The sequence below is a fragment of the Nocardia sp. NPDC049220 genome, assembly GCF_040647855.1.
Lineage (GTDB): Bacteria > Actinomycetota > Actinomycetes > Mycobacteriales > Mycobacteriaceae > Nocardia.
On record NZ_JBEZDA010000002.1, the window covers coordinates 819425 to 841889 of the forward strand.

The following is a 22465-nucleotide window of genomic DNA, read 5'->3' on the forward strand; positions in this document are numbered from 1 at the left end:
GTGTGAACGCTTGCGCCAGTCCGATCGTCGAGGGGCGCAATCCGTTTGCATCGAGCACGAAAGAGGAGCCTGTGGCCCGCCGTCCCACCCCGCCCGGCACGCCCGAACGCACCAAGATCGGCCACGTTGCCGACCTTGTTCGCACTGCGATTCCCCCTTTGCATCCCGCTGGGCTCCCATTCGTCGCCGCGCCGTTAGCGGTGGCCGTCGTCGGCGGCAAGCGCAAGTGGGTGCGCCGGACGGGACTGCTGGCCGCGGCGGCCTGTGCGACATTCTTTCGGCACCCGAACCGGGTGCCGCCGAACCGGCCCGGCGTCGTGGTCGCCCCCGCCGACGGTGAGATCGCCCTGGTCGACACCGCAGCTCCGCCCGCGGAGTTGGGCCTCGGCGATCAGCCGCTGCCCAGGGTCAGCATCTTCCTCTCCGTTCTGGACGTGCACGTGCAACGCACGCCGGTCTCCGGTGTCGTGCGCACGGTGCTGCACGAGCCCGGTCAATTCCGCTCGGCGGACCTGCCCGAGGCCAGTGCGGTGAACGAGCGAAACAGCATGGTGTTGGACACGGCGGACGGTCGACAACTCGTCGTCGTACAGATCGCGGGTTTGCTCGCGCGCCGGATCGTCTGCGATGCCCAGGTCGGTGACGTGCTGACGATCGGCGACACCTACGGCCTGATCCGCTTCGGTTCCCGGGTCGACACCTATTTCCCGCCGGGCACCGAACTGCTCGTCGAGCCCGGCCAACGCACCATCGGCGGCGAGACCGTGCTCGCCGTGCTCGCCAGCACCGCCGAGTCGTGATGGAAGCGGCGGTAGCCACTCGGCGGCGGACCAGGACTATCCGCCTGCTGCCGAGCATCGTGACGATCCTGGCGCTGTGTTCCGGATTGTCGGCGGTGAAGTTCGGCCTCGACGGCAAACTCGCCCTCGCCTTGGCGATGATCGGCGCCGCGGCCGTGCTGGACACCCTCGATGGCCGACTCGCCAGGATGCTGCACGCCACCACCAAGATGGGCGCCGAACTGGATTCGCTGTCGGATGCCATCTCCTTCGGTGTCGCTCCCGCGCTCGTGCTCTACGTGACGCTGCTGAACGACGCGAACAACAGTTCGGGGTGGATCGTCGCGCTGCTGTTCGCGGTCAGCGTCGTACTGCGCTTGGCCCGGTTCAACACGCTGATGAACGATGACACCCGGCCGGACTGGTCGCGGGACTACTTCGTCGGCGTGCCCGCACCCGCGGGCGCGCTGATCGCGATGGTGCCGGTGGCGCTGCTCGTGCAGTTCGGCGATGGTTGGTGGGTCGGCTTCTACGAGGTCGCGGCGTGGACGGTGTTCGCCGCGGCGTTGTGCGTCAGCACGATTCCGACGCTCGCCATGAAGTCGGTGTCAGTGGCGCCGCAGGCGGCGGCCGGGCTGCTCGTGCTGGTCGCGCTTGCCGCGGCGGCGCTGGTGACCTATCCGATCGTGTTGCTGCTGGTGTTGGTCGCGCTGTATCTGGGACACATCCCGTTCGCCTGGTATTCCCAGCGGTGGGTGGCTGCTCGACCCGAGACCTGGCAACACAAGCCTGCGGAGCGGCGCGCCCAGCGCCGCGCGAGCCGACGGCTGCCGGCGATTCCACGTCCGGCGATCCGGCGTCCGGTGATCCGCGGTTCGACGGCGCCGCTGCGGTTGCGCCGTCCGGGCGGCAAGGAGCGCGAAGGTGGGAATCCTCCACCGGGAGCGGGCCGCTCGTAGGGGGCGTACGAAAAACTCTCGTCAGTTGTGACCGGTACCAAAGTCGGGGTGTAGCGACGGATTTACGCCGCTCGCCATGACGCTATGGGGTTGCTGCCGGCGGTCGTGCGCACCGCCGCCAGCTCCCATGACTACGAAACCCGACCTGAGAACCCCGAAGTCATGGCATACATCGCCACCGTGATGTCGATGTCACGGCGACCGCCCCGCTCAATAAACCGATAGCCGGATCCATGCATCCGCATTAGCATCGCGCGGTGCCGAAAGATTACCGCCGCCGAGTACTGACGGTGGGTGGCCAGCGGTATCTGTGGAAGACCTACCACCAGCATGTAGATGGCTGTGTGGAAGTCCTGCGCCTGCGGCAAATCGGGTCGGTGGCCGGGCTGACGCTTGTCTTCCGCTCCGACGGTGAGCGCCGTATCCCAGGCGGCTGGATGTTCGCTGCCGGTGTCATCGCGATCGGTGACCGTTGGCTGAACCTGAACAAGCCCAGCGTGGTTCGGGCGTTTGTCGACGCGGCCGTCGAAGCGAGCTGGATGGCCGAGACGCGCACAGTCGGCCTCCGCGACGGCTGGGACCGCTTCGATGATGCCTACGCCAGGAATGCCCACGGCTGATCGGCCCCGCGAGCACCGACGTCAGTTCGACAGCCCATTCCGGACGGCGTGTGAGCGGTACGGTTTATCCAGCGGTCGGACGCAGAAGAAGGTGACGATGGAACCGGACGGACTGCGGGAATTCGTAGAGCATCGACCTCGGTTGTTCGCGCTCGCCTATCGGATGCTCGGTTCGGCGAGCGAGGCCGAGGACGCCGTACAGGAGACCTACTTACGCTGGGACGGCACCGACCGCGTCCAGATCCGCTCCGCCGAAGCATGGTTGACTACCGCACTGGTGAATCTCTGCCGGAACTGGCTGGTTTCGGCGCGGGCCAGGCGGGAGAGTTACTTGGGGCCCTGGTTGCCGGAGCCGGTGCCGACCGCTCAGGGCGAACTCGGTCCGCTGGAGACTGTCGAAGAGCGCGAACTGGTTTCGCTCGCGCTGCTCACCGCGCTGGAACGACTGACTCCGGTCGAGCGGGCCGTCTTCGTGCTGCGTGAGGCGTTCGGATACGCGCACCGCGAGATCGCCGACATGCTCGACGTGACCGAAGCCAACTCGCAGCAGATCTTCCGTCGGGCCAGACAGCACGTGCGCGAAGACCGGACCCGCTTCGGCATTCCGGCCGAGCACGCCAGCGAGCTGGTCGAACGGTTCCTGAGAGCGGCGCGCGACGGCGATATCGAGTCGCTGGAGCAGTTGCTCGCCGCCGATGTGAGCGCGACGGCCGACGGTGGCGGCCTGGCCAACGCGGCCCGGCGGCCGGTACGCGGCGCGCGTCAGGTGGCGCGCTATCTGGCGGGGTTGTCGCGCTGGGCGGTGCCGGGGCAGGAGTTGCTGGTCGAGGAGGTCAATGGTGCGCCGGCGGTCGTCGCGCGGGTGGACGGTGCCCCGCTGGTCGTCGTCGGGATCGACGTTGCCGACGGTGTGGTCGCGGCGCTGCGGTTGATCGTCAATCCGGCGAAGCTGACGTATTTCGCCAGGTCGAGTGGGGCGGCCGGCCTGGTCGGCGAGCGGCCGGATCGCAGTCGCCGCTCGCTGTGACGTGGTTCACGGCCCTGGGGTGTCAGGAATCGGGTGTCTGTCCGGTCTGGAAGGTGTCGGCCGATCGATAGGGAGCCACATCATGACCGGACAACATCGGATCGTCATTCTCGGCGCCGGGTACGCGGGGCTTGCGGCGGCACGCCGGCTCGCGGGCGTTGCGCGCGACGCGCAGATCACCGTGGTGGACGCTCGTGCGACATTCGTCGAGCGGGTGCGGCTGCATCAGCAGGCCGCCGGGCAACGGATTCCGGCATGGGATCTACGGGAAATGTTGGGAAGCAAGAAGATCCGCTTCGTGTGTGCCGAAGCGACGGAGATCGACACCGTGGGCAAGCAGGTTGTCCTCGATGCGGTGCCGGCCCTGGACTACGACATCGTGGTGTACGCCCTCGGCAGCCTGGCTGATCCCGGGCGGGTGCCTGGTGTGGCCGAACATGCCTATTCCGTTGCGACACCGGAGGATACCCGGCGGCTTGCTTTCGCGCGTGGTCCGGTGGCGGTCGTCGGTGCCGGCGCGACCGGGATCGAACTCGCCGCCGAACTAGCGGAATCGCACCCGGACCTGCCGGTGGTGCTGCTCGGTTCGGAGGAGCCGGGTGTGTGGCTGTCGCCACGGGCGCGTGCGCACATCCGCCGGACGCTGGAGCGACTCGGGGTCGAGATCCGCTCGGGCGCGAAGGTGATCGAGGTGACGGCCGAAGGGGTTCGGCTGGCTGACGGCACGTTGGTCGCGGCCGCCGCGACCGTGTGGACCACCGGCTTTCGGGTGCCCGATCTGGCGATGCGCTCGGGGCTCGCGGTGGACGCCGCGGGCCGGGTGCGGACCGACGCGACTTTGCGTTCGGTGTCGCATCCGGAGATCTATGCCGCGGGCGACACCGCCGTGATCGCCGGACCCGGTGACCGCGAATTGCGCATGGCATGTGCCACCGCACTGCCCACCGGGAAGTATGTGGCCGATGCCGTTGTCGCACGGATGCGCGGGGTCGAGCCGCAGCCGCTGCGGTTCCGATATGTCCTGCAGTGTTTGAGTCTGGGGCGTCGGGACGGACTGATTCAAGTCGTGCGCGGCGATGATTCACCGCGTGGGACCGTGCTGACCGGGCGGGCGGCCGCCTCGGTGAAGGAGTTGATCGTGCGGGGCGCGGCGCGCCGCTCGGATCTAAATCGTCAATCCAGGGTTGACGATCGGATTGCGTCAACCTATGGTTGACGCATGGCACCTCAGTTTCGCCTCGACGATCTGATCGAAGGCATCAAGAAAGCCCGTCCAGACAATGTGCTCGAACAACTTTCCGACGCGGTGGTCGCGGCGAATCACCTCGGCGAAGTGGCCGATCACCTGATCGGCCACTTTGTGGACCAAGCCCGCCGCTCCGGCGCCTCCTGGACCGACATCGGCACCAGCATGGGGGTCAGCAAGCAAGCCGCACAGAAGCGATTCGTGCCGAAGTCGCCGTCCGATGCCGAGGCGATGGACCCGAACGCGGGCTTCGCTCGATTCACCCCTCGTGCGCGGGCCGTCGTCGTGGCGTCGCAGCAGGCCGCGCATGCCGCGGGTAATGCCCAGATCGCCGTCGGGCACCTGGTGCTCGGGCTGCTCACCGAGCCGGAAGGCCTCGCGGTGCATGCGATCCTCGCCAGCGACGTCACGCTCGATGCGGTCACGGCCGCGGCAACCGCGTCACTGCCGCCCGGCGAGGGCGAGGTTCCTGCGCTGATCCCGTTCGATTCGGAGGCCAAAAAGGTTCTCGAGCTCACCTTCCGCGAGGCGATACGCCTGGAACACAACTATGTCGGCACCGAGCACATCCTGCTCGCCCTGCTCGAACACGAGCACGGTTCCGGTCTGCTGACCGATCTCGGCATCGACAAGGCGACGACCGAATCGCGTCTGGTCGAACTGCTCAGGTCGATCGTGGCCGGGGAATCCTGATCGAACTGTGGTGGCCGGGAAACGCCGGGTGTTCGTCGCACCGGCATTTGTCGTCGCGGTCGGGTTGCTGGTGATCGGCGCAGGTGGCCGATCGAGCGGTTGGCACCGAATCCGTAACGTCGTCAACGGCTTTCGGGGCGCACACGCCGCCCGCGCGCGTCATCGGCGCACACTGCGCGCCCGTGCGGCGGGGATCGGCCGCCCGCGCGAGGCCGCCGTGCTGGCGTCGCGTGCGGTGCGGACCGCCTGAGCGGTGCGGGCGCTACCCGCGTCCGCGCAACCCGCCACCCCACCGTGGCCAGCGGATCTGCGGTTTCGGCTCGTCGATCAGTGGATCGCGGTGGATGTCGGTGACGTAAAGGGGGAGTTGGGGTTGCAGCCGGGCGAGTAGTTCGAGGGCTCGTCCGCCCTGTGCCGCGCGGTATTCCGGCATGGTCAGGCCGACGATCTGGAGGAATCGAACGCGCCCGTGCGGGGTGTCGATGCTGTTCAGTTCCGGGTCGACCGTGAAGCAAACGGCATGGATCGTGCAGTCCGCGTGACCGGTCGCGATCGGCCCGTTCGGCTTGATGGTGTGACCCGGCTCGAACCACTTGCCGGACTGGAAGACGTAGCGGGCCAGGTTGTGCAGGAAATTCGTCGGCCACACCGGCGGCTCGGTTTCGTCGGCGTCGCGCACCAGGCGGAAAGTGAACTCGAAGCCCCAGCCGGACTCCGCGGGATTGTCCCACTCCTTCTCGTACAGTTCGGTCATGCCATAGCCGATGTAGTGCCAGTGCGGAACCGGGTCGATCCGGGAATATGCGCTGACCCCGTCGAGCGGGTCGGGTCCGCCGAGGGGCCACGGGTGGTCGGGTGCCCAGTGGAAAGGCTCGATATCGCCGTACAACGGTCGCAATGCGCCGTCGATGGCATCCCAGCCGGGTTTTTCACTCACCCAGTCACCATAGGCACGCGCCGTTCTGCCGCGTCGGGGGCATCGGGATCGGTTGTCGGGTCAGGACTCCGGTACATTGCGGGCGAGTTCGTCCAGCCAGGCCGCTGCCGACGCGTCGCTGGGCGCGCGCCAATCGCCGCGCGGCGAGAGCGATCCGCCGGAGCCGACCTTCGGTGCGTTCGGCAGTGTCGACCGCTTGAACTGGCTGGTCTGAATGAATCGACGCAGGAATTCGGCCAACCAGTGCTTGATCGTGGCGAGATCGTAGTCGTGGCGCTGGTCGGCGGGCACGAGGTCGGGCCAGCGTCCGCGGTCCGGGTCCGACCAGGCGTGCCAGGCGAGGTAAGCGACCCGGCTCGGCCGATAACCGAAGCGCAGCAGGTAATACAGGTGGAAGTCCTGCAACTCGTAGGGGCCGACCGTCGCCTCGGAACTCTGGTTCGGCGCCGACGAGTCGGTGTGCGGGATCAGTTCGGGCGAGATCTCGGTGCGCAGAATCGACGAAAGCACTTCGCCTGCTTCGGGTCCGAACTGCGCGGTGTCCACCGCCCAAGCGATCAGGTACTTGATCAGTGTCTTCGGTACCGAGGCGTTGACGCTGTAATGTGCCATATGGTCGCCGACGCCGAACGTGCACCAGCCGAGCGCGAGTTCGCTGAGGTCTCCGGTGCCGACCACCAAGGCGCCATGCTGGTTGGCCAAGCGGAATAGATGCGCGGTCCGCTCGCCGGCCTGGACGTTCTCGTAGGTGATGTCGTAGTGCGCCGCGCCGTCCGCGGCTGGGTGGCCGAGGTCGCGCAACATCTGGGTGGCCGAAGGCCGGATATCGATTTCCCGCGCCGTCACGCCGAGTGCGGCCATCAGCCGGTGCGCGTCGGTTCTGGTCCTGCTGCTGGTCGCGAACCCGGGCATGGTGTAGGCCAGCACGTTCGCCCGCGGCAGGCCGAGCCGGTCCATCGTCTTGGCCGCCACGATCAGCGCCTGGGTGGAATCCAAGCCACCGGATACTCCGATCACCACGCGCTGTATTCCGGTGGCACGTAACCGCGTGGTCAAGCCGGCTACTTGGATGTGATGTACTTCGGCGCAGCGCTCATTGCGTACGGCGGGATCGGCGGGGACGTAGGGGAAGCGCTCGATGTCTCGTTTCAATGTGACCGCGCTATCCGGGATGGGCAGCTCCAGTTCGACGTTGCGCAGTGCGACCAGACGGTCCCGGTGGTCGTGCACGTTGTCGGCGAAGCTGGTTGTCCGCAACCGATCCGCCGCGAGGCGCTGCAGATCCAGGTCGGCCGTGATCAGCTGCGGGTGATCGGAGAACCTTTCGCCCTCGGCGAGCAGTTCGCCGTTCTCGCAGACCAGCGCTTGTCCGTCCCAGGCGAGGTCAGTGGTCGACTCGCCATGGCCGGCTGCCGAGTACAGATACGCCGCCAGGTACCGCGCCGAATGCGACGTGCACAGCGCCCGCCGATAGTCCGCCTTCCCGATGACAATGTTGCTCGCGGACAGATTGACCAGCACCGTGGCGCCGGCCAGCGCGGCGAAGCCGCTGGGCGGTAACGGAACCCACCCGTCCTCGCAGATCTCCAGATGGAATACGAACCCGTTCAGATTGCGTGCGCGAAACAGCAGGTCGGAGCCGAAGGGCGCCCGCTGCCCAGCGATCGTGATGTGATCGTCCAACGTCTCCCGTGCCGCCGCGAACTGCCGCTTCTCGTAGAACTCCCGATAGTTCGGCAGGTAACTTTTCGGCGCGACCCCGAGCACGACGCCGCGGCAGATCGCGATCGCGCAGTTGAACAGCCGGCCCTGTGCCCGCACCGGCGCTCCGACCACCAGCACGGTGGCGATGTTCGAGCTGGCCGCGACGATCCGTTCGACTGCCGCCTCGACGGCGACGTCCAGTGCGTCCTGGTGGAACAGGTCGTCGGCGGTGTAAGACGACAACCCCAGTTCGGGAAAGATCGTCAACACCACTCCGGCCGCGGCCGCCTGCTCGGCCAGCGCCAGGGTCTGCTCGACGTTATAGCTCGGATCGGCCACCTCGACCCGGGGCACCGCCACCGCCACCCGCGCGAACCCGTGTCGATACAGCGAATCGAACGGCACCTCGGCCACCACATCCCCTTCCGGGATCGACGCGAACCTGATCATGGCCCATCCGGAATCTACGCCGGGGCTCGCATCGCGGCGCGGCGCCGAGCTAGGCGCCGTCGCCTCGACCATGCTGTGAACTGCGTCTTTGCGATCGAATCCGACCGAGACGCGGACCGGTCGGAATGTTGCAGCCGGGTAGTCGGACCGGCGGTGGCTAAGATATAGCAATGGCGGATGACATCGATTCCGACCTGATAGCGGGGGAACGCCGCGTAGACCTACTGCGCGCGCTGTCGTATGTGTCCACCGAGTCCCAGCCGGACGGCAGCTACATCGTCAACGGCGACCTCCCGCCGGACGTCGCGCCGCCGTTCATTCGCGCCATCATGCGGGTCGAGGCGGAGTTGCTGCTGAACGACGCCGAGCTCGTCACTGTCGAGGACGGTGAGCCACGGACACCCGAGGAACGGCGCACCGACGCGTTCGTCGCACTGGTACTACGCGTCGACGACCGTCTCTAGACCGTCTCGTATGCGTCGTGTGGACCTTGCACTCGGCATCCTCGAGTGCTAAAAAGGCTTTGGCACTCTCGACCTGTGAGTGCCAGGTCGGGACGGTGAGACCGGGTTCCATCGACACCCTCGGTCGTCCGTCGCGGGCACCGAACCTGGCCAGCGTAAATGGGGCGATCCAACCTGTGGTCGCCCTGTGTGTCAGCCCCATATACATGTGGAGGATCTCAACGCAATGGCCAAGACAATTGCGTACGACGAAGAGGCCCGGCGCGGCCTCGAGCGGGGTCTGAACGCCCTCGCCGACGCGGTCAAGGTGACGCTGGGGCCGAAGGGTCGCAACGTTGTCCTGGAGAAGAAGTGGGGTGCCCCCACGATCACCAACGATGGTGTGTCCATCGCCAAGGAGATCGAGCTGGAGGACCCGTACGAGAAGATCGGCGCCGAGCTGGTCAAGGAAGTCGCCAAGAAGACCGACGATGTCGCGGGTGACGGCACCACCACCGCCACCGTGCTGGCCCAGGCGCTGGTGCGCGAGGGTCTGCGCAACGTCGCGGCCGGCGCCAACCCGCTCGGCCTGAAGCGTGGTATCGAGAAGGCCGTCGAGGCGGTCACCGCTTCGCTGCTCGACACCGCCAAGGAGGTCGAGACCAAGGAGCAGATCGCCGCCACCGCTGGTATCTCGGCGGGCGACCCGTCCATCGGCGAGCTGATCGCCGAGGCCATGGACAAGGTCGGCAAGGAAGGCGTCATCACCGTCGAGGAGAGCAACACCTTCGGTCTCCAGCTGGAGCTGACCGAGGGCATGCGCTTCGACAAGGGCTACATCTCGGGTTACTTCGTCACCGACCCGGAGCGTCAGGAAGCGGTCCTCGAGGACCCGTACATCCTGCTGGTCGGCTCGAAGATCTCGACCGTCAAGGATCTGCTGCCGCTGCTGGAGAAGGTCATCCAGGCGGGCAAGCCGCTGCTGATCATCGCCGAGGACGTCGAGGGTGAGGCGCTGTCCACCCTGGTCGTGAACAAGATCCGCGGCACCTTCAAGTCTGTTGCCGTCAAGGCCCCTGGCTTCGGTGACCGTCGCAAGGCGCAGCTGGCCGACATCGCCATCCTCACCGGTGGCGAGGTCATCAGCGAAGAGGTCGGCCTCTCGCTGGAGACCGCGGGCGTCGAGCTGCTCGGTCAGGCGCGCAAGATCGTCGTCACCAAGGACGAGACCACGATCGTCGAGGGTGCGGGTGACCCGGAGGCCATCAAGGGCCGGGTCGCGCAGATCCGCTCCGAGATCGAGAACTCCGACTCGGACTACGACCGGGAGAAGCTGCAGGAGCGTCTGGCCAAGCTGGCCGGCGGTGTTGCGGTGATCAAGGCCGGCGCCGCGACCGAGGTGGAGCTCAAGGAGCGCAAGCACCGTATCGAGGACGCCGTTCGCAACGCGAAGGCTGCCGTCGAAGAGGGCATCGTCGCCGGTGGTGGCGTGGCCCTGCTGCAGTCGGCTCCGGCGCTGGACGCGCTGAAGCTGACCGGTGACGAGGCCACCGGTGCCAACATCGTGCGTGTCGCGCTGTCGGCTCCGCTGAAGCAGATCGCCTTCAACGCCGGCCTCGAGCCCGGCGTGGTCGCCGAGAAGGTGTCCAACCTGGCCGCGGGCCACGGTCTGAACGCCGACTCGGGCGAGTACGAGGACCTGCTGGCCGCCGGCGTTGCCGACCCGGTCAAGGTCACCCGCTCGGCGCTGCAGAACGCGGCCTCCATCGCGGCCCTGTTCCTCACCACCGAGGCTGTGGTTGCCGACAAGCCGGAGAAGGCCGCCGCTCCCGTCGGCGACCCGACCGGCGGCATGGGCGGCATGGACTTCTGAGTCCAGCCACCCGGCGCCATATTTCGAACCGGAAGCCGGTCCACCTTCGGGTGGGCCGGCTTCCGGCGTTCGGTGGGGTGATCGGTGCCGCAGGCGGTCCGGCCGGAGTCCGCTACACCGGACCGTGTCGAGCGGTCAGCCGCCGAGCACGAATGCCACGAGAAACCCTGCCGCTGTCGCCAGTCCGACCCACCAGCCGCCCTCGCGATAAGCCCCTGGCATCAGCGAATCGGCGAGTACGGCGATCGTCGCGCCGCCCGCGAACGCCTGCACAACCCCAATATGCGTGTGAGAAATGTTGTCCGACACGGCATTGCCGACCACGGTGACAAGCACGAGCGTCGCAGCGGTCAGGGTCCAGAGCCACAGGGTACGGCAGCCGTCGACGTCATGCTGATCGCGCGTCAGCGTCGCGCCGCTGATCGCCTCGGGGACATTGCCCAACGCCACCGCCACCAGCAAGACCAGTCCGCCGCCACCGGCCAGCGAGACGCCGAGCGCGGTGTTCTCCGGGACGCCGTCGAGCACTGTGCCGAGCATCAGCGCCCAGCCGAGTGCGCGCGGCCCCAGCTTGTTCTCGATGAGGTGGTTGGCCACCACATAGACCCCGGCGCCCGCGAACAGGGCGAGTGCGGCGATCACCGCGCCCGCCTGGTGGAACGCGGGCTCGAACAACTCTTCGGACACCGCGGCGATCAAGGCGCCGGCACCGAAGGCCATCAGCGAAGCGAGGACCGCCGGCGGCAGCTGCCACCGCAACCCGATGGCGGCGCCGATGACCAGTGGCACGCCCGTTCCGAGTCCGTAGAGCAGTGCGGTCAGCATGGGATCACCCTAGGTCAGGACGTATGTGTGCCCTGCCGACCGCAGTTCTGGTGTGCTGGCGTCGGAATGCGCTGCTTTCTGCCGGGTCCCGATGTCGACGGAGCGGGATGCGCGGGAAGCGGTGCCGTCCGCGGTCCCCGGAACATCTTCGCGAGGTCGCTGCATCGGCCCTGCGGTCGTACGCTGGATCCATGTCTGACCGCGGTCGGATCCGAGGCGTGCTCTACGACATCGACGGCGTGCTGGTGACCTCTTGGCAGGAGATCGACGGCGCCGCCGTCGCGGTGCGCCGGGTCCGCGAAAGCGGGCTGCGCCGAGCATTTCTCACCAACACCACCTCGCGCACCTGTGCTGAGATCGCAGAACGCTTGTGCGGCAGCGGAATCGAGGTTGCCGCAGGTGAGATCGTCACCGCGGCGCGGCTCACCGCCGAGTTCGTCGGCCGCCGCTATCCCGGCGCCGCCGTCTGGGTGCTGAACCACGGCGATATCGGCGCGGACCTCGCCGGACTGACGCTTGATGACGAACATCCGGACGTGGTGGTAATCGGTGGCGCGGGGGTGGAATTCAGCCATCTGGCGCTGAGCCGAGTGGCCGAGTTGATGCTCGACGGTGTCCCTGTCGTAGCCATGCACAGTGGGCTCACCTGGGCGACAGCCGAGGGGCTGCGCATCGACGCGGGCGTGTACCTACCCGGCCTGGAGGCGGCGGGCAACGCGCGCATCGAGGTGGTCGGCAAGCCCGCCGCAGCCGGCTTCCGCACCTGCGCGGAACTGATGCGACTCGACCCGTCCGAGGTGTTGATGGTCGGTGATGATTTGCAGTCCGATGTGCTTGCGGCGCAGGCCGTCGGGCTGACCGGAGTGCTGGTACGCACCGGGAAATTTCGCGCGGCGGTGCTGGCTGCGGTCGACCGCGCACCCCATCACGTCATCGATTCCGTGGCCGCGTTGCCCGGGCTGATTACCAGTCTGGCGAACGGACGGTAATCCACCGAGCGGTGCGGATAATAAATTCTACAAATTCCCTCTAAAATCAAACGTCACCGTTTCTCGGTGGGTCGCTATTGTTTTGGCAAATAGCTGGTGACAGCGTCGCAATTCGACCGTATCGGCGTATTTGCCCGAACCGCCTGCGGCCTGGGGTGCTTGTTTGGGCGGCACTATGTTCGCATGACTCCGGATGAGAGACTTTCACGCGAGGTGGTAACCAGGCAGCCAACTTTCGGCTAATGCGCATTCGGCTCGACGTCGAAACGAAGGGCCAGATCCATGACGAGAGGTTCGAGCCCTTCTGTATTGTCTGCCTCAATGTCACAGGATGCGAATACGGGTCGAATGTATGCCGGGCAACCCGTGGAGGACCGGCAACGTCAGCGGCGTGCGCGTTTTCTGGAATCAGGCCTGACGGTCTTCGCGCGCGACGGCTACGCCAATAGTTCGGTCGGCGCCATCTGCAAGGACGCCGGATTGTCCTCGCGTCAGTTCTACGAGGAGTTCACCGGACGTGAGTCCCTGCTCTTAGAGCTCTATGAGCACATCGATCGGGAATCGCGTGACGCCGTAACCAAGGCGTTGGCATCGAAGTCCGACGCGAGCGCGCTCGACATCGTCGATGCCGGCGTACGTGCCTATGTCGAATCCATCGGATCCGATCCGCGCAAGGCGCGCGTGGCATTGGTCGAGGTGGTCGGCGCGGGCCCGAAGGTGGAGAAGTTCCGCCTGGAACTGCGCCGGGTGTGGGGTTCGCTGCTGGCGGGCGCCGCCGAGGACGCGGCCCTGCACGGCGAGATTCCCACCGGCGACTATGAGATGCGGGTGCTCGCGATTATCGGCGCCGTCAACTACGTGGTGGATGCCTGGAGCGTCGCGGACCCGCGCCCGCCGTTGGATGATGTGATCCGGGTGTTGAGCAAGGTGATCATCGGCGCGGTCGGCGCGTAGCGGCCGAGCGTGCGCGACGGGCGTGGGTCGGCGCGGTAGCGTGCGCCCATGCAGACAGTTCCGATCCAGATGCCGGATGGCAGCACCGTTCCGGTGCGGTTGATTCCGGCAGCGGGTGCGCACCGGCATCCGGTGACGCCGGACGCGCCGCGCCCGGTCCTGGTGATTGTGCCAGGGCTCGGTGTTCCGGCCGGGTATTACGAACTGTTCGCCACCGGTCTGGCGGCACGCGGATTCGACGTGGCCATCGGCGAACTGCGCGGCAATGGCGACAGCAGGCCGAAGCCGAGTTCGACCAGTAGTTTCGGCTACCACGAGCTGGTTTCGGTCGACTTTCCTGCGATCTTCGAGGTGGTCCGCGACCGGTTCCCGGACAGCACACCCTACCTGCTCGGCCACAGCATGGGGGGCCAGCTCGGCGTTCTGTACGCCGCACGCATCCGTGGCAGACTCGGCGGACTGATTCTGATCGCTTCCGGTACACCGTATTACCGTGGCTACCAAGGTATTTCGGGTCCGGGAATGCTGTTCGGCACGGCGGCTATCTCGCTGACCGCCAATCTGGCCGGTTTCTGGCCCGGCGATCGGATCTCGATGGGTTTCGGCCGGCAGTCCAAGGTGCTGATTTCGGACTGGGCGCGGTTGGCACGCACCGGCCGTTTCGTTCCGGTGGGCGCCGACATCGACTACGAAGAGCGGATCGCGCGACTGAAACTGCCCGTGCTGTCCATCACGATCACCGATGACGATCTGACACCGCCCAGCTCCGCCGAGCACTTGCTGGCCAAACTGCCGCACGCCGAGCTGACGCGGTGGGTGCAGCCGGAGAAACTGGGCCACAACGGCTGGATCCGTCAGTGCACCAGCACGATCGACCAGATCGAGAAGTGGCTGCGCGATCGGTAGCGTGTCGGCTGTCGGATGGACAGCGGCAGCCACCGCACGCTGAGGTCACGATGTGCCGCTGCCGCGATGACGCTCGAATCCGTCGAACATCGCGGCGCGGCCGATCTCGAAATTGTCGACACCCGCGGCGGCATCGGCTGCCGCGGCAAGTGAGTTGTACGCTGGCGTACCGGGTTCCGGTTTCGCGCTACGCCGGGCCGCGACGCCGACTGCCTGGCCGAGAATGCGTTAGATCATGTATCCGCGCAGGCAGCGCGCGACCTGGTTGGACGCCCGGCGCTCCCGCTTCCGACGGAGCGCGACGGAACGTCGACGCCGCGCGACGCCGCGAGATCCGGTCGGTGGTCGAAGTAAAACGCGGGAAGTGCCCGCCGTAGCAACAGAGCGGTGTTTTCGGGGCGAATGGCACGTGCGCATCCCACCGCTCGGTATCGCGAGGGGAGGCCGGTATGCGGCCGCCCCGAAATCGCAGGTGAGGCGGCCGCGCCCGTCCGATCGGCCGGACGGTTATCCGCGCCGCTCGATCAGGATCTGGGTGAAGAACTCGTAGATCAGGGCTGCCTGGAACGCCGACTGCCTGTTGTCGGCAGCGCCGCCATGGCCGCCCTCGATGTTCTCGTGGTACCAGAACTCGTGCCCCTGCGCCTCCAGCAACGCGGCCATCTTGCGGGCATGGCCAGGGTGCACGCGGTCGTCCCGGGTGGAGGTAGTGAGCAGGATCGGAGGATAGGCGATGTCGGCGCGCGCGTTCTGATACGGCGAATACTTACCGATGTACTCCCATTCTTCCGGCTTGTCCGGGTCGCCGTACTCGGCCATCCACGAAGCGCCCGCGAGCAGCAGGTGGTAGCGCTTCATGTCGAGCAGCGGCACTTGGCAGACGATGGCGCCGAACAACTCGGGATAGCGGGTCAGCATTACGCCCATGAGCAGTCCGCCGTTGCTGCCACCCACGGCGCCGAGTTGGTCGGCGGTGGTGATGTCGCGTGCGACGAGGTCCTTGGCGATCGAGGAGAAATCTTCGTACACCTTGTGCCGGTTGGCCTTCTGTACGGAGGTGTGCCACTGCGGACCGTATTCGCCGCCACCGCGAATATTGGTCATTACCCAGATGCCGCCGCGCTCTAGCCAGCCCATGCCGGACGCGCCGCTGTAACCGGGAGTGCGCGACACCTCGAAACCGCCATACCCGGACATCACCGTCGGGCCCGGCGTGTTGTTGTGGTCACGCTGCCGGATCACGAAGTACGGCACCATGGTTCCGTCGTCGGACCGCGCGAAGAACTGTTCGGTCTGGACACCGCCGGCGTCGAAGAAGCCGGGCTCCTGTTTGAGCTGCTCGGTCCGTCCACCGACGGTGCTGGCCAGCAGCGTGGCAGGCGTGGTGAATCCGCTGGTGGTCAGCATGAATTCGTCGCCGCCCTCCAGCGGGTCGAGGTTCAGCACGCTGGTGGTCGCCATCGGCGGGGCATCGGCCAGCGGTTCGCTCCGCCAGCCGTCGTCGCTCGGGGTCAGCACGGAGAGCTTGGTCTGCACGTCCTCGAGCGTGATCAGCAGAAGGTGGTTCTCGGTCCAGCCGTAGCCGTGCAGCGAGGTGTGCGCGTCGGGAGTGAAGATGACTTCGAATTCCCTTGTACCGGAAAGAAACTCGTCGAAGTCGGTGGCCAGCAACGCGCCTGCGGGATAGCTGGTGCCGTCCACCTCCCACGCTGACTTCAGCCGGATCAGCAGCCAGTCCTTATACCAGGATTCACTGGCGTCGGTCGGGATGTCGAGATGGCGCAGCGAACCGTCGTCCTCGAGTAGGTAGACCTCTTCGTTGAAGAAGTCGGTGGCGCGACCGACGAAGTGCCGTTCGTAGCCTGGCGTCCGGTCGTAGCCCGCCGAGACCGCGACGTCGGCGGCCTCGCCTTCGAAGACCGTCTCCGCTTCGGCTGGGTCGGTGCCGCGCCGCCACCGCTTCGCGATCCGCGGATATCCCGATTCGGTCAGCGAGCCGGGACCGAAATCGGTGCCGACGTACACCGAGTCGATGTCTATCCAGCGGATCTCCGACTTCGCCTCGGGGAGGAAGTAGCCGCCGTCGGCGGGCTCGATGAACTCTCCGCGCTCGATGTCGAACTCGCGGACCACTTTCGCGTCGGCGCCCCCACGCGACAGGCTGATCAGCGCGCGGGACTGTTCGGGGCGCAGTACCGCGGCGCCGCCCCACACCCAGTTCTCGTCCTCGGCGGCGGCCAGCGCGTCCAGATCGATCAGCACGTCCCAATCCGGGTCGTCCTTGGCGTACTCGGCGAAGGTGGTGCGCCGCCAGAGGCCGCGAGGGTGATCGGCGTCACGCCAGAAGTTGTAGAGCCAGCGTCCGCGCCGGGACGGGTAGGCGATCTTGGCATCTGTGTCGAGCATGTCCAGGATGCGGCGCTCCAGTTCCCGGAAGCGATCCGAGTCGGCGAAACGCTCACCCACCACGGTGTTGTGTGCGCGCGCCCAGTCCAGGGCACGCTCATCGGTCACTTCTTCGAGCCAGAGGTAGGGGTCTGTCACATTCTGCTCAACGCCGCTCATGTCCACATTGTTGCCGAGCGGCGCAACCCGGGGTCACCAGGAGTGCGCTATGTCGACCAGGACGCGCGACTGACCACCTGGTCCGGCGAGGGTGTGTACCTCGAATGGCAAGCGTCCGCGGACCCCGAGGCCGACCGTGGTCTGCCCTTCGAAGGATCCGGCCCAGGCCACCTGACGGAAAGTCCGGTAGCCGCCAACGTCGACGAGTTCGGCCCGGTTCGCGGGCTGGTAGGTGGCATTGCCCGCGTCGTCGTAGGCGGGGGCGCCGATGACGACGTTCAGGAACGCCTCGCCGCGCAGCGGGACCGGAGCGCCTGAGCCGTCCATGACGATCCGATCGGCATAACCGACGTGATATCCGGTCACCGGTCCGGTGACGTCGAACACGAGTCGGTCGAAGCATTCGTGCTGTCCGGATCGAACTCCCGCGAGCAGCGCGGGCGCCTGGGTGGGACTCGCTTTGTCCTGCGAGCCCCAGTTCACGGCGCAGTTCGCGGCCGCGGCCGCGGGTACTGGCGCGATCCAGAGACCGACACCGGTCACGAGCGAGATGACCAGGAGAAACAAGCGACGCATGGTCGCACCGCCTTCGGATACGAGGGATCACGTATTGAGTGGATCGGACGTCCACGAGCCTGTGTTAGCAAGCCGGAAATAACGAAAGTTATTGGCGGCGTTCACCGATGCGCCACCAAGGCGGTTTGGTCGGCGGGCCGAGGGCGGTTCGGCTCACCCGCTGAAGCGGAATCCGGCCAGCCGGTCGGCGCTCAACCCGTTACTTCCCTCCTAGGGGAATTATTCGGCCGGGTGTGGCGCAGGCCTCATTGTTGCGGGGGACCAGTGGGTGGAGTTCACCCATCGGAGTTAGGCTCGGACCCGTGACTTCCCATTACGACGTTGTCGTTCTCGGTGCCGGCCCAGGCGGTTATGTCGCCGCTATCCGTGCGGCACAATTAGGCCTTCGTACCGCGATCGTCGAGCAGAAGTATTGGGGTGGGGTGTGCCTCAATGTGGGCTGCATCCCGTCCAAAGCACTGCTCCGGAATGCGGAACTGGCGCATATCTTCACCAAGGAAGCGAAGACCTTCGGTATCTCCGGTGAGGTGAACTTCGACTTCGGCGTCGCGTTCGACCGCAGTCGCAAGGTCGCCGACGGCCGGGTCAAGGGCGTCCACTTCCTCATGAAGAAGAACAAGATCGACGAGTTCGACGGCAAGGGCACCTTCGCCGGCCCGAACTCGCTATCGGTCGAGCTCAGCAAAGGTGGCACCGAGACGATCACGTTCGACAACGTGATCATCGCGACGGGCACCGTCACCAAACTGCTGCCCGGCACCCAGCTGAGCGCGAACGTGGTCACCTACGAGGAGCAGATCCTCACCCGTGACCTGCCCGGTTCGATCCTGATCGTCGGCGCGGGCGCGATCGGCATGGAGTTCGGCTACGTCCTGAAGAACTACGGCGTCGACGTGCGCATTGTGGAGTTCCTCGACCGCGCACTGCCGAACGAGGATGTAGACGTCTCCAAGGAGATCACCAAGCAGTACAAGAAGCTCGGCATCACCATCACCACCGGTGCGGCCGTGCAGTCCATCGACGACGACGGCGCCAAGGTCACCGTCTCGATCAAAGACAACAAGACCGGCGCGATCGAGACCGTCACCGTCGACAAGGTGCTGCAGGCCGTCGGCTTCGCGCCCCGCGTCGAGGGCTACGGCCTGGAGACGACCGGCGTGCAGCTCGAACGTGGCGCCATCGCGATCGACGACAACATGCGCACCACTGCTCCGCACATCTACGCCATCGGCGATGTCACCGGGAAGCTACAGCTCGCGCATGTAGCGGAGGCGCAGGGTGTGGTCGCGGCCGAGACCATCGCGGGCGCGGAGACCGTCACCCTCGGTGATTATCGGATGATGCCGCGCGCCACGTTCTGCCAGCCGCAGGTCGCCAGCTTCGGCCTGACCGAGCAGCAGGCTCGCGATGAGGGCTACGACGTGAAGGTCGCGACCTTCCCGTTCACCGCCAACGGCAAGGCGCATGGCCTCGGCGACCCGACCGGTTTCGTCAAACTCGTCGCGGATGCCAAATACGGGGAGCTGCTCGGCGGCCACCTCATCGGCCCCGACGTCTCGGAGCTGCTGCCCGAGCTCACGCTCGCGCAGAAGTGGGACCTAACGGTCAACGAGCTGACCCGCAACGTGCACACCCACCCGACCCTCAGTGAGGCCCTTCAGGAAGCCTTCCACGGCCTGGCCGGCCACATGATCAACTTCTGACCCGGGTCGGGAAAAGGGGCGTGAGGTCGACGATGACCGCGCGCCCCTTTCGCATATCGGGCAGGTCGCACGCGACCTCGCAAGTCGCCGTCGATGCGCGGCACTGCTATACAGCAGTGCATGTTTCGCAGAGGGCTGATCAGAAGTGTGCCGGTACTCGTCGTCGTGCTGCTGGTAGCAGCGGGCACTTACTATCTGATGAACGCACGCACCTTCCAACTGGCCGGTCACGTGGTGAACCGGGTGGACACCGACGAGAAAGTGGTCGCGCTGACCTTGGACGACGGGCCGTCCGATCGAGCGCCCGATGTGCTGAGGGTCCTGGCCGATGCCCAGGTTACGGCTACTTTCTATCTGAACGGACGCGATCTCGCCGCTCACCCGGACTACGGCCGGGCGATCGCCGCGGCGGGCCACGAGATCGGCAACCACACCTACTCGCATCGGCGGATGGTCTTCGTCTCCTCCGGCACCGTCGGCGATGAGATCGAACGAACCGACGCCGAGATCGGAAAAACCGGCTACACCGGCCCGATCACCTTCCGTCCGCCCTACGGCAAGAAGCTGTGGACGCTGCCGCACTACCTCGCCCAGCATGACCGCGTCACCGTGATGTGGGACGTCGAACCCGATTCGGGCGAGGCCGCTACCACCGACGACATCGTGGCCGAGACGCTCGACAAGGTCCGTCCCGGCTCCATCATTCTGCTGCACGCCATGTTCGGGCCTACTGCCGCGCTGGCCGCCATCCCGCGTATCGTCGCCGGATTGCGTTCCGCGGGTTATCGTTTCGTCTCGGTGTCCGACCTGGGTGTGCGCTGAGTCCATTGGTGCGGCACCCGTGCGGACGGTTCGATACCCCCTCGGCCGAGTCCGGCCGGTCGACCTCTCAGAGCATGCCGTAAGCGCGGCTCGGAGTGAACAGGGCCAGGGCTCGGCGGTCGGCCACCATCGTGTCGCGATACTCGGCCCAGTCCGGGTGTTCGCCGACGGCTTTGCGGTAGTAGTCGACGAGCGCGTCGACGGTGGGGTCGTCGGGAGCGGCGGCGATCGGGCTGAGTTCCACCGTGCCTTCGAGTACCGCGTAGGCGAAGAAGTCGTCGCGGGTGACGTGGATCGCCGCCCACGGATCGCGCGCCAGGTTGTGGTATTTGGCACGGTCTGCGGTGACGGAGATGCGGATCCGGTCGTCGTCACCGACGACGTGCAGCACATTGGATAGTTGGGGGCGTCCGTTGCGGCGGATCGTGGTGAGCACGGACCTGCGGTGATCTCGTGCGAAATCGACTGCGGTGGCGAGTTCCATGTCCGTGTAACCGCCGGTGTCGCGGGTCTCTTCCCTGCCGCGCTGCGCAGCGGTCAGTCGCGGTGATAAGCCGCTTGCGCCTCGCGCACGCGCGTCATGTTGGTCTCGACTACCTGGATCAGTGCCTCCAGATGTGCGGCGACCTCGGCGCCCAGTTCGGTGAGGGTGTACTCGACCCGCGGCGGAATGGTCTCGTGTACCTCGCGGTGCACCATACCGTCACGCTCGAGTGCCTGCAGGGTCTGCGACAGCATGCGCTCGCTGACACCGTCGACTCGCCTGCGTAGCGCACTGAAACGGTATGGCCCCGCGCGGAGCGCGACGAGTGCCAATGTGCCCCAGCGGCCGGCGACATTCTGCAGAACCGGCCGTGACGTGCAGTTTCTTGCGAATACATCGGCTTCCAGCGTGGGATCGTCGGCGTCGGCCGAGGCGATGCGCTGGGTTGTCATGGCATCGATAGTACCTCCCTTGACCTCAGTGGCATACGAATGCATAGTACTTACAAATAGTAAGTGCTGTCAGAATGTTCGGGAGGTAGTCATGACCATCGCAGTGACCGGGGCCAGTGGACAGCTGGGTCGGCTCGTGGTCGATGCGCTGATGCGTGCGGGGTCGACGCCGGTCGTCGCGATCGTGCGAGATCCGCGGAAGGTCGCCGATGTGGCCGAGCGCGGAGTCGACGTCCGGCGCGCCGACTACGGCGACGCGGCGGCGCTGGACATCGCCCTCGACGGCGTCGACAGGATGCTGCTCATTTCCGGCAATGAGTTCGGCGTGCGGGTAGCCCAGCACACCACTGTCATTCGCGCGGCCGAGCGCGCGGGCGTCGAGCTGCTCGCCTATACCAGCATTCCGCGCGCCACCGACAACCCGCTGATCCTCGCGCAGGAGCACCGGGCTACCGAGGCCGCGCTCGCCGAATCGACTGTCCCGCATGTCATCCTGCGCAATAGCTGGTACTGGGAGAACTACCTGGGCGGTCTCGCGCACACGGTGGAATCGGGTGTGCTGCACGGTGCGGCCGGCGAGGGACGCGTGGCGGGCGCGGCGCGCGCCGACTACGCCGACGCGGCCGCGAGGGTACTCGCCACCGACGGGCACGCGGGTCGCGTGTATGAACTCGGGGGCGAGGAACGGCTCACCTACGCCGACCTGGCACGGGTGATGTCGGAGGCGGCGGGAAAGCCGGTGCGTTACGAGAATCTGCCGGAGGCGGACTATGTCGCCGGGCTGATCCAGGCGGGACTGTCCGCCGACTACGCCAGGGTGCTCGGCGATGCCGACGCCGGCATCGCGCAGGGCCTGCTCGACGTGCGCTCCGGCGAATTGCAGATGCTGCTCGGCCGCCCCGCCACCCCGGCGGTCGAGGTCTTCCGTGCGGCGCTCGGCTGAGAATGTCGCCGAACCGCCGGACGGCGCGGCTCCCTACCGGGAAACGCGCCGTCCGCTCGGGCTCACACCCACTGGACCAGCTGGATGACGATTCCGTTCGGATCGCTCATCTGGAAGTACCGTTCACCCCACTCCTCGGTCTCGATGGGTGTCACGATCTGCACCCCCTCGTCGGACAACCGGGTGTATTCGGCATCGATGTCGTCCACGACGAACACGACGAGTATCCCCTCACCCGCGCTGCCTGCCGCGCTCTTCGGCTTGAATGTCGTGAGTCCGGTGCGCAGGTAGATCACATTCAGCCCGGCATCGGACCGGTCAAGCGAGACGAACCCGTCGGCCGACATCTTCTCCTCGAATCCGAGGTGGTCCATCAGGAACTTCGCCGATGCCCGCGGATCGGGGACGTTGAGTGAGATGGCGGAAGCGGTGATATTCATCTGTCCTCCTCGATGGTCTGACGCAGTAATACTATACTAAGTACGCTGTACTTGGTAGAGAAATTCCCTGGCACT

23 protein-coding genes are annotated in these 22465 nt (G+C 66.4%); 15 read left to right on the forward strand and 8 right to left on the reverse strand.

Features of this window, described 5'->3' with window-relative positions:
• Positions 1–71: 71 nt before the first annotated feature.
• The 7 genes from AB0C34_RS10805 to AB0C34_RS10835 all read left to right on the forward strand — a co-directional run bounded on the left by AB0C34_RS10805 (position 72) and on the right by AB0C34_RS10835 (position 5574).
• Positions 72–800, forward strand: coding sequence for a phosphatidylserine decarboxylase (locus AB0C34_RS10805; RefSeq protein ID WP_357069753.1), 729 nt, complete (start codon positions 72–74; stop codon positions 798–800).
• Positions 800–1738 carry a phosphatidylcholine/phosphatidylserine synthase gene (locus AB0C34_RS10810; protein WP_357069755.1) on the forward strand — a complete coding sequence of 313 codons (939 nt, stop codon included), beginning with the start codon at positions 800–802 and terminating at the stop codon, positions 1736–1738. The genes AB0C34_RS10805 and AB0C34_RS10810 overlap by 1 nt, the downstream gene beginning before the upstream one ends.
• Positions 1739–1995: 257 nt before the next feature.
• Positions 1996–2358: a hypothetical protein gene (locus AB0C34_RS10815; protein ID WP_357069757.1), complete on the forward strand. Its 363-nt coding sequence runs from the start codon at positions 1996–1998 to the stop codon at positions 2356–2358.
• A gap of 97 nt (positions 2359–2455) precedes the next feature.
• On the forward strand, positions 2456–3385 hold the full coding sequence (locus tag AB0C34_RS10820) for an RNA polymerase sigma-70 factor (protein ID WP_357069759.1): 930 nt from the start codon (positions 2456–2458) through the stop codon (positions 3383–3385).
• Positions 3386–3467: 82 nt separating this feature from the next.
• A complete protein-coding gene (locus tag AB0C34_RS10825; RefSeq protein ID WP_357069761.1) occupies positions 3468–4601 on the forward strand; it encodes an FAD-dependent oxidoreductase in 1134 nt (377 codons plus the stop codon).
• Between the two features lie 3 nt (positions 4602–4604).
• Positions 4605–5324: a Clp protease N-terminal domain-containing protein gene (locus AB0C34_RS10830; RefSeq protein ID WP_357069763.1), complete on the forward strand. Its 720-nt coding sequence runs from the start codon at positions 4605–4607 to the stop codon at positions 5322–5324.
• Between the two features lie 10 nt (positions 5325–5334).
• Complete coding sequence (locus AB0C34_RS10835) at positions 5335–5574, forward strand: hypothetical protein (RefSeq protein WP_357069765.1); 240 nt, start codon at positions 5335–5337, stop codon at positions 5572–5574.
• Between the two features lie 12 nt (positions 5575–5586).
• On the opposite strand, the gene AB0C34_RS10840 is transcribed toward AB0C34_RS10835, so the two are convergent.
• The gene (locus AB0C34_RS10840) at positions 5587–6261 is read right to left on the reverse strand and encodes a suppressor of fused domain protein (protein WP_357069767.1); all 675 of its coding nucleotides are present in this window, start codon (positions 6259–6261) and stop codon (positions 5587–5589) included.
• Between the two features lie 60 nt (positions 6262–6321).
• A complete protein-coding gene (locus AB0C34_RS10845; protein ID WP_357069769.1) occupies positions 6322–8415 on the reverse strand; it encodes an NAD(+) synthase in 2094 nt (697 codons plus the stop codon).
• A gap of 170 nt (positions 8416–8585) precedes the next feature.
• Between AB0C34_RS10845 and AB0C34_RS10850 the strand changes: the two genes are divergently transcribed.
• Positions 8586–8879, forward strand: a complete 294-nt coding sequence (locus tag AB0C34_RS10850; RefSeq protein WP_357069771.1) for a hypothetical protein — start codon at positions 8586–8588, stop codon at positions 8877–8879.
• Between the two features lie 226 nt (positions 8880–9105).
• Entirely contained in the window at positions 9106–10731 is a 1626-nt protein-coding gene (gene groL / locus AB0C34_RS10855; protein WP_357069773.1) for a chaperonin GroEL, read from the forward strand.
• 135 nt (positions 10732–10866) lie between these two features.
• Here the strand turns inward: groL and AB0C34_RS10860 are convergent, their stop codons facing one another.
• Positions 10867–11556, reverse strand: a complete 690-nt coding sequence (locus tag AB0C34_RS10860) for a ZIP family metal transporter (protein WP_357069774.1) — start codon at positions 11554–11556, stop codon at positions 10867–10869.
• 191 nt (positions 11557–11747) lie between these two features.
• Between AB0C34_RS10860 and AB0C34_RS10865 the strand changes: the two genes are divergently transcribed.
• The 3 genes from AB0C34_RS10865 to AB0C34_RS10875 all read left to right on the forward strand — a co-directional run bounded on the left by AB0C34_RS10865 (position 11748) and on the right by AB0C34_RS10875 (position 14405).
• Positions 11748–12545 carry an HAD-IIA family hydrolase gene (locus tag AB0C34_RS10865; protein WP_357069776.1) on the forward strand — a complete coding sequence of 266 codons (798 nt, stop codon included), beginning with the start codon at positions 11748–11750 and terminating at the stop codon, positions 12543–12545.
• A 321-nt stretch (positions 12546–12866) separates the two neighbouring features.
• Positions 12867–13499 carry a TetR/AcrR family transcriptional regulator gene (locus tag AB0C34_RS10870; RefSeq protein WP_357069778.1) on the forward strand — a complete coding sequence of 211 codons (633 nt, stop codon included), beginning with the start codon at positions 12867–12869 and terminating at the stop codon, positions 13497–13499.
• A 48-nt stretch (positions 13500–13547) separates the two neighbouring features.
• Positions 13548–14405 carry an alpha/beta fold hydrolase gene (locus tag AB0C34_RS10875; protein WP_357069780.1) on the forward strand — a complete coding sequence of 286 codons (858 nt, stop codon included), beginning with the start codon at positions 13548–13550 and terminating at the stop codon, positions 14403–14405.
• 507 nt (positions 14406–14912) lie between these two features.
• On the opposite strand, the gene AB0C34_RS10880 is transcribed toward AB0C34_RS10875, so the two are convergent.
• Together AB0C34_RS10880 and AB0C34_RS10885 are read right to left on the reverse strand one after the other, a co-directional pair.
• Positions 14913–16970, reverse strand: coding sequence for a prolyl oligopeptidase family serine peptidase (locus AB0C34_RS10880; RefSeq protein ID WP_357069782.1), 2058 nt, complete (start codon positions 16968–16970; stop codon positions 14913–14915).
• 33 nt (positions 16971–17003) lie between these two features.
• A complete protein-coding gene (locus AB0C34_RS10885) occupies positions 17004–17546 on the reverse strand; it encodes a hypothetical protein (RefSeq protein WP_357069784.1) in 543 nt (180 codons plus the stop codon).
• 302 nt (positions 17547–17848) lie between these two features.
• On the opposite strand from AB0C34_RS10885, the gene lpdA reads away from it, so the two are divergent.
• The gene (gene lpdA / locus AB0C34_RS10890) at positions 17849–19249 is read left to right on the forward strand and encodes a dihydrolipoyl dehydrogenase (protein WP_357069786.1); all 1401 of its coding nucleotides are present in this window, start codon (positions 17849–17851) and stop codon (positions 19247–19249) included.
• 120 nt (positions 19250–19369) lie between these two features.
• On the forward strand, positions 19370–20071 hold the full coding sequence (locus tag AB0C34_RS10895) for a polysaccharide deacetylase family protein (protein WP_357069788.1): 702 nt from the start codon (positions 19370–19372) through the stop codon (positions 20069–20071).
• Between the two features lie 67 nt (positions 20072–20138).
• Here the strand turns inward: AB0C34_RS10895 and AB0C34_RS10900 are convergent, their stop codons facing one another.
• Entirely contained in the window at positions 20139–20555 is a 417-nt protein-coding gene (locus AB0C34_RS10900; protein ID WP_357069790.1) for a PPOX class F420-dependent oxidoreductase, read from the reverse strand.
• A gap of 53 nt (positions 20556–20608) precedes the next feature.
• Positions 20609–21007, reverse strand: a complete 399-nt coding sequence (locus AB0C34_RS10905; protein WP_357069792.1) for a helix-turn-helix domain-containing protein — start codon at positions 21005–21007, stop codon at positions 20609–20611.
• A 91-nt stretch (positions 21008–21098) separates the two neighbouring features.
• Between AB0C34_RS10905 and AB0C34_RS10910 the strand changes: the two genes are divergently transcribed.
• Entirely contained in the window at positions 21099–21950 is an 852-nt protein-coding gene (locus tag AB0C34_RS10910; RefSeq protein ID WP_357069794.1) for an SDR family oxidoreductase, read from the forward strand.
• A gap of 62 nt (positions 21951–22012) precedes the next feature.
• On the opposite strand, the gene AB0C34_RS10915 is transcribed toward AB0C34_RS10910, so the two are convergent.
• Positions 22013–22390 (reverse strand): VOC family protein, encoded by a 378-nt coding sequence (locus AB0C34_RS10915; protein WP_357069796.1) that lies wholly within the window; start codon positions 22388–22390, stop codon positions 22013–22015.
• Positions 22391–22465 lie beyond the last annotated feature (75 nt).

Bases quoted from the DNA above. Each gene is read 5' to 3' on its own strand.
- AB0C34_RS10885 (WP_357069784.1), bottom strand. From the start codon at position 17,546: ATGCGTCGCTTGTTTCTCCTGGTCATCTCGCTCGTGACCGGTGTCGGT.
- AB0C34_RS10830 (WP_357069763.1), top strand. From the start codon at position 4,605: ATGGCACCTCAGTTTCGCCTCGACGATCTGATCGAAGGCATCAAGAAA.
- AB0C34_RS10900 (WP_357069790.1), bottom strand. From the start codon at position 20,555: ATGGAACTCGCCACCGCAGTCGATTTCGCACGAGATCACCGCAGGTCC.
- AB0C34_RS10880 (WP_357069782.1), bottom strand. From the start codon at position 16,970: ATGAGCGGCGTTGAGCAGAATGTGACAGACCCCTACCTCTGGCTCGAA.
- AB0C34_RS10865 (WP_357069776.1), top strand. From the start codon at position 11,748: ATGTCTGACCGCGGTCGGATCCGAGGCGTGCTCTACGACATCGACGGC.
- AB0C34_RS10825 (WP_357069761.1), top strand. From the start codon at position 3,468: ATGACCGGACAACATCGGATCGTCATTCTCGGCGCCGGGTACGCGGGG.
- AB0C34_RS10810 (WP_357069755.1), top strand. From the start codon at position 800: ATGGAAGCGGCGGTAGCCACTCGGCGGCGGACCAGGACTATCCGCCTG.
- AB0C34_RS10820 (WP_357069759.1), top strand. From the start codon at position 2,456: ATGGAACCGGACGGACTGCGGGAATTCGTAGAGCATCGACCTCGGTTG.
- AB0C34_RS10860 (WP_357069774.1), bottom strand. From the start codon at position 11,556: ATGCTGACCGCACTGCTCTACGGACTCGGAACGGGCGTGCCACTGGTC.
- AB0C34_RS10915 (WP_357069796.1), bottom strand. From the start codon at position 22,390: ATGAATATCACCGCTTCCGCCATCTCACTCAACGTCCCCGATCCGCGG.
- AB0C34_RS10845 (WP_357069769.1), bottom strand. From the start codon at position 8,415: ATGATCAGGTTCGCGTCGATCCCGGAAGGGGATGTGGTGGCCGAGGTG.
- AB0C34_RS10870 (WP_357069778.1), top strand. From the start codon at position 12,867: ATGTCACAGGATGCGAATACGGGTCGAATGTATGCCGGGCAACCCGTG.
- AB0C34_RS10895 (WP_357069788.1), top strand. From the start codon at position 19,370: ATGTTTCGCAGAGGGCTGATCAGAAGTGTGCCGGTACTCGTCGTCGTG.
- groL (WP_357069773.1), top strand. From the start codon at position 9,106: ATGGCCAAGACAATTGCGTACGACGAAGAGGCCCGGCGCGGCCTCGAG.
- AB0C34_RS10910 (WP_357069794.1), top strand. From the start codon at position 21,099: ATGACCATCGCAGTGACCGGGGCCAGTGGACAGCTGGGTCGGCTCGTG.
- AB0C34_RS10905 (WP_357069792.1), bottom strand. From the start codon at position 21,007: ATGACAACCCAGCGCATCGCCTCGGCCGACGCCGACGATCCCACGCTG.
- AB0C34_RS10850 (WP_357069771.1), top strand. From the start codon at position 8,586: ATGGCGGATGACATCGATTCCGACCTGATAGCGGGGGAACGCCGCGTA.
- AB0C34_RS10875 (WP_357069780.1), top strand. From the start codon at position 13,548: ATGCAGACAGTTCCGATCCAGATGCCGGATGGCAGCACCGTTCCGGTG.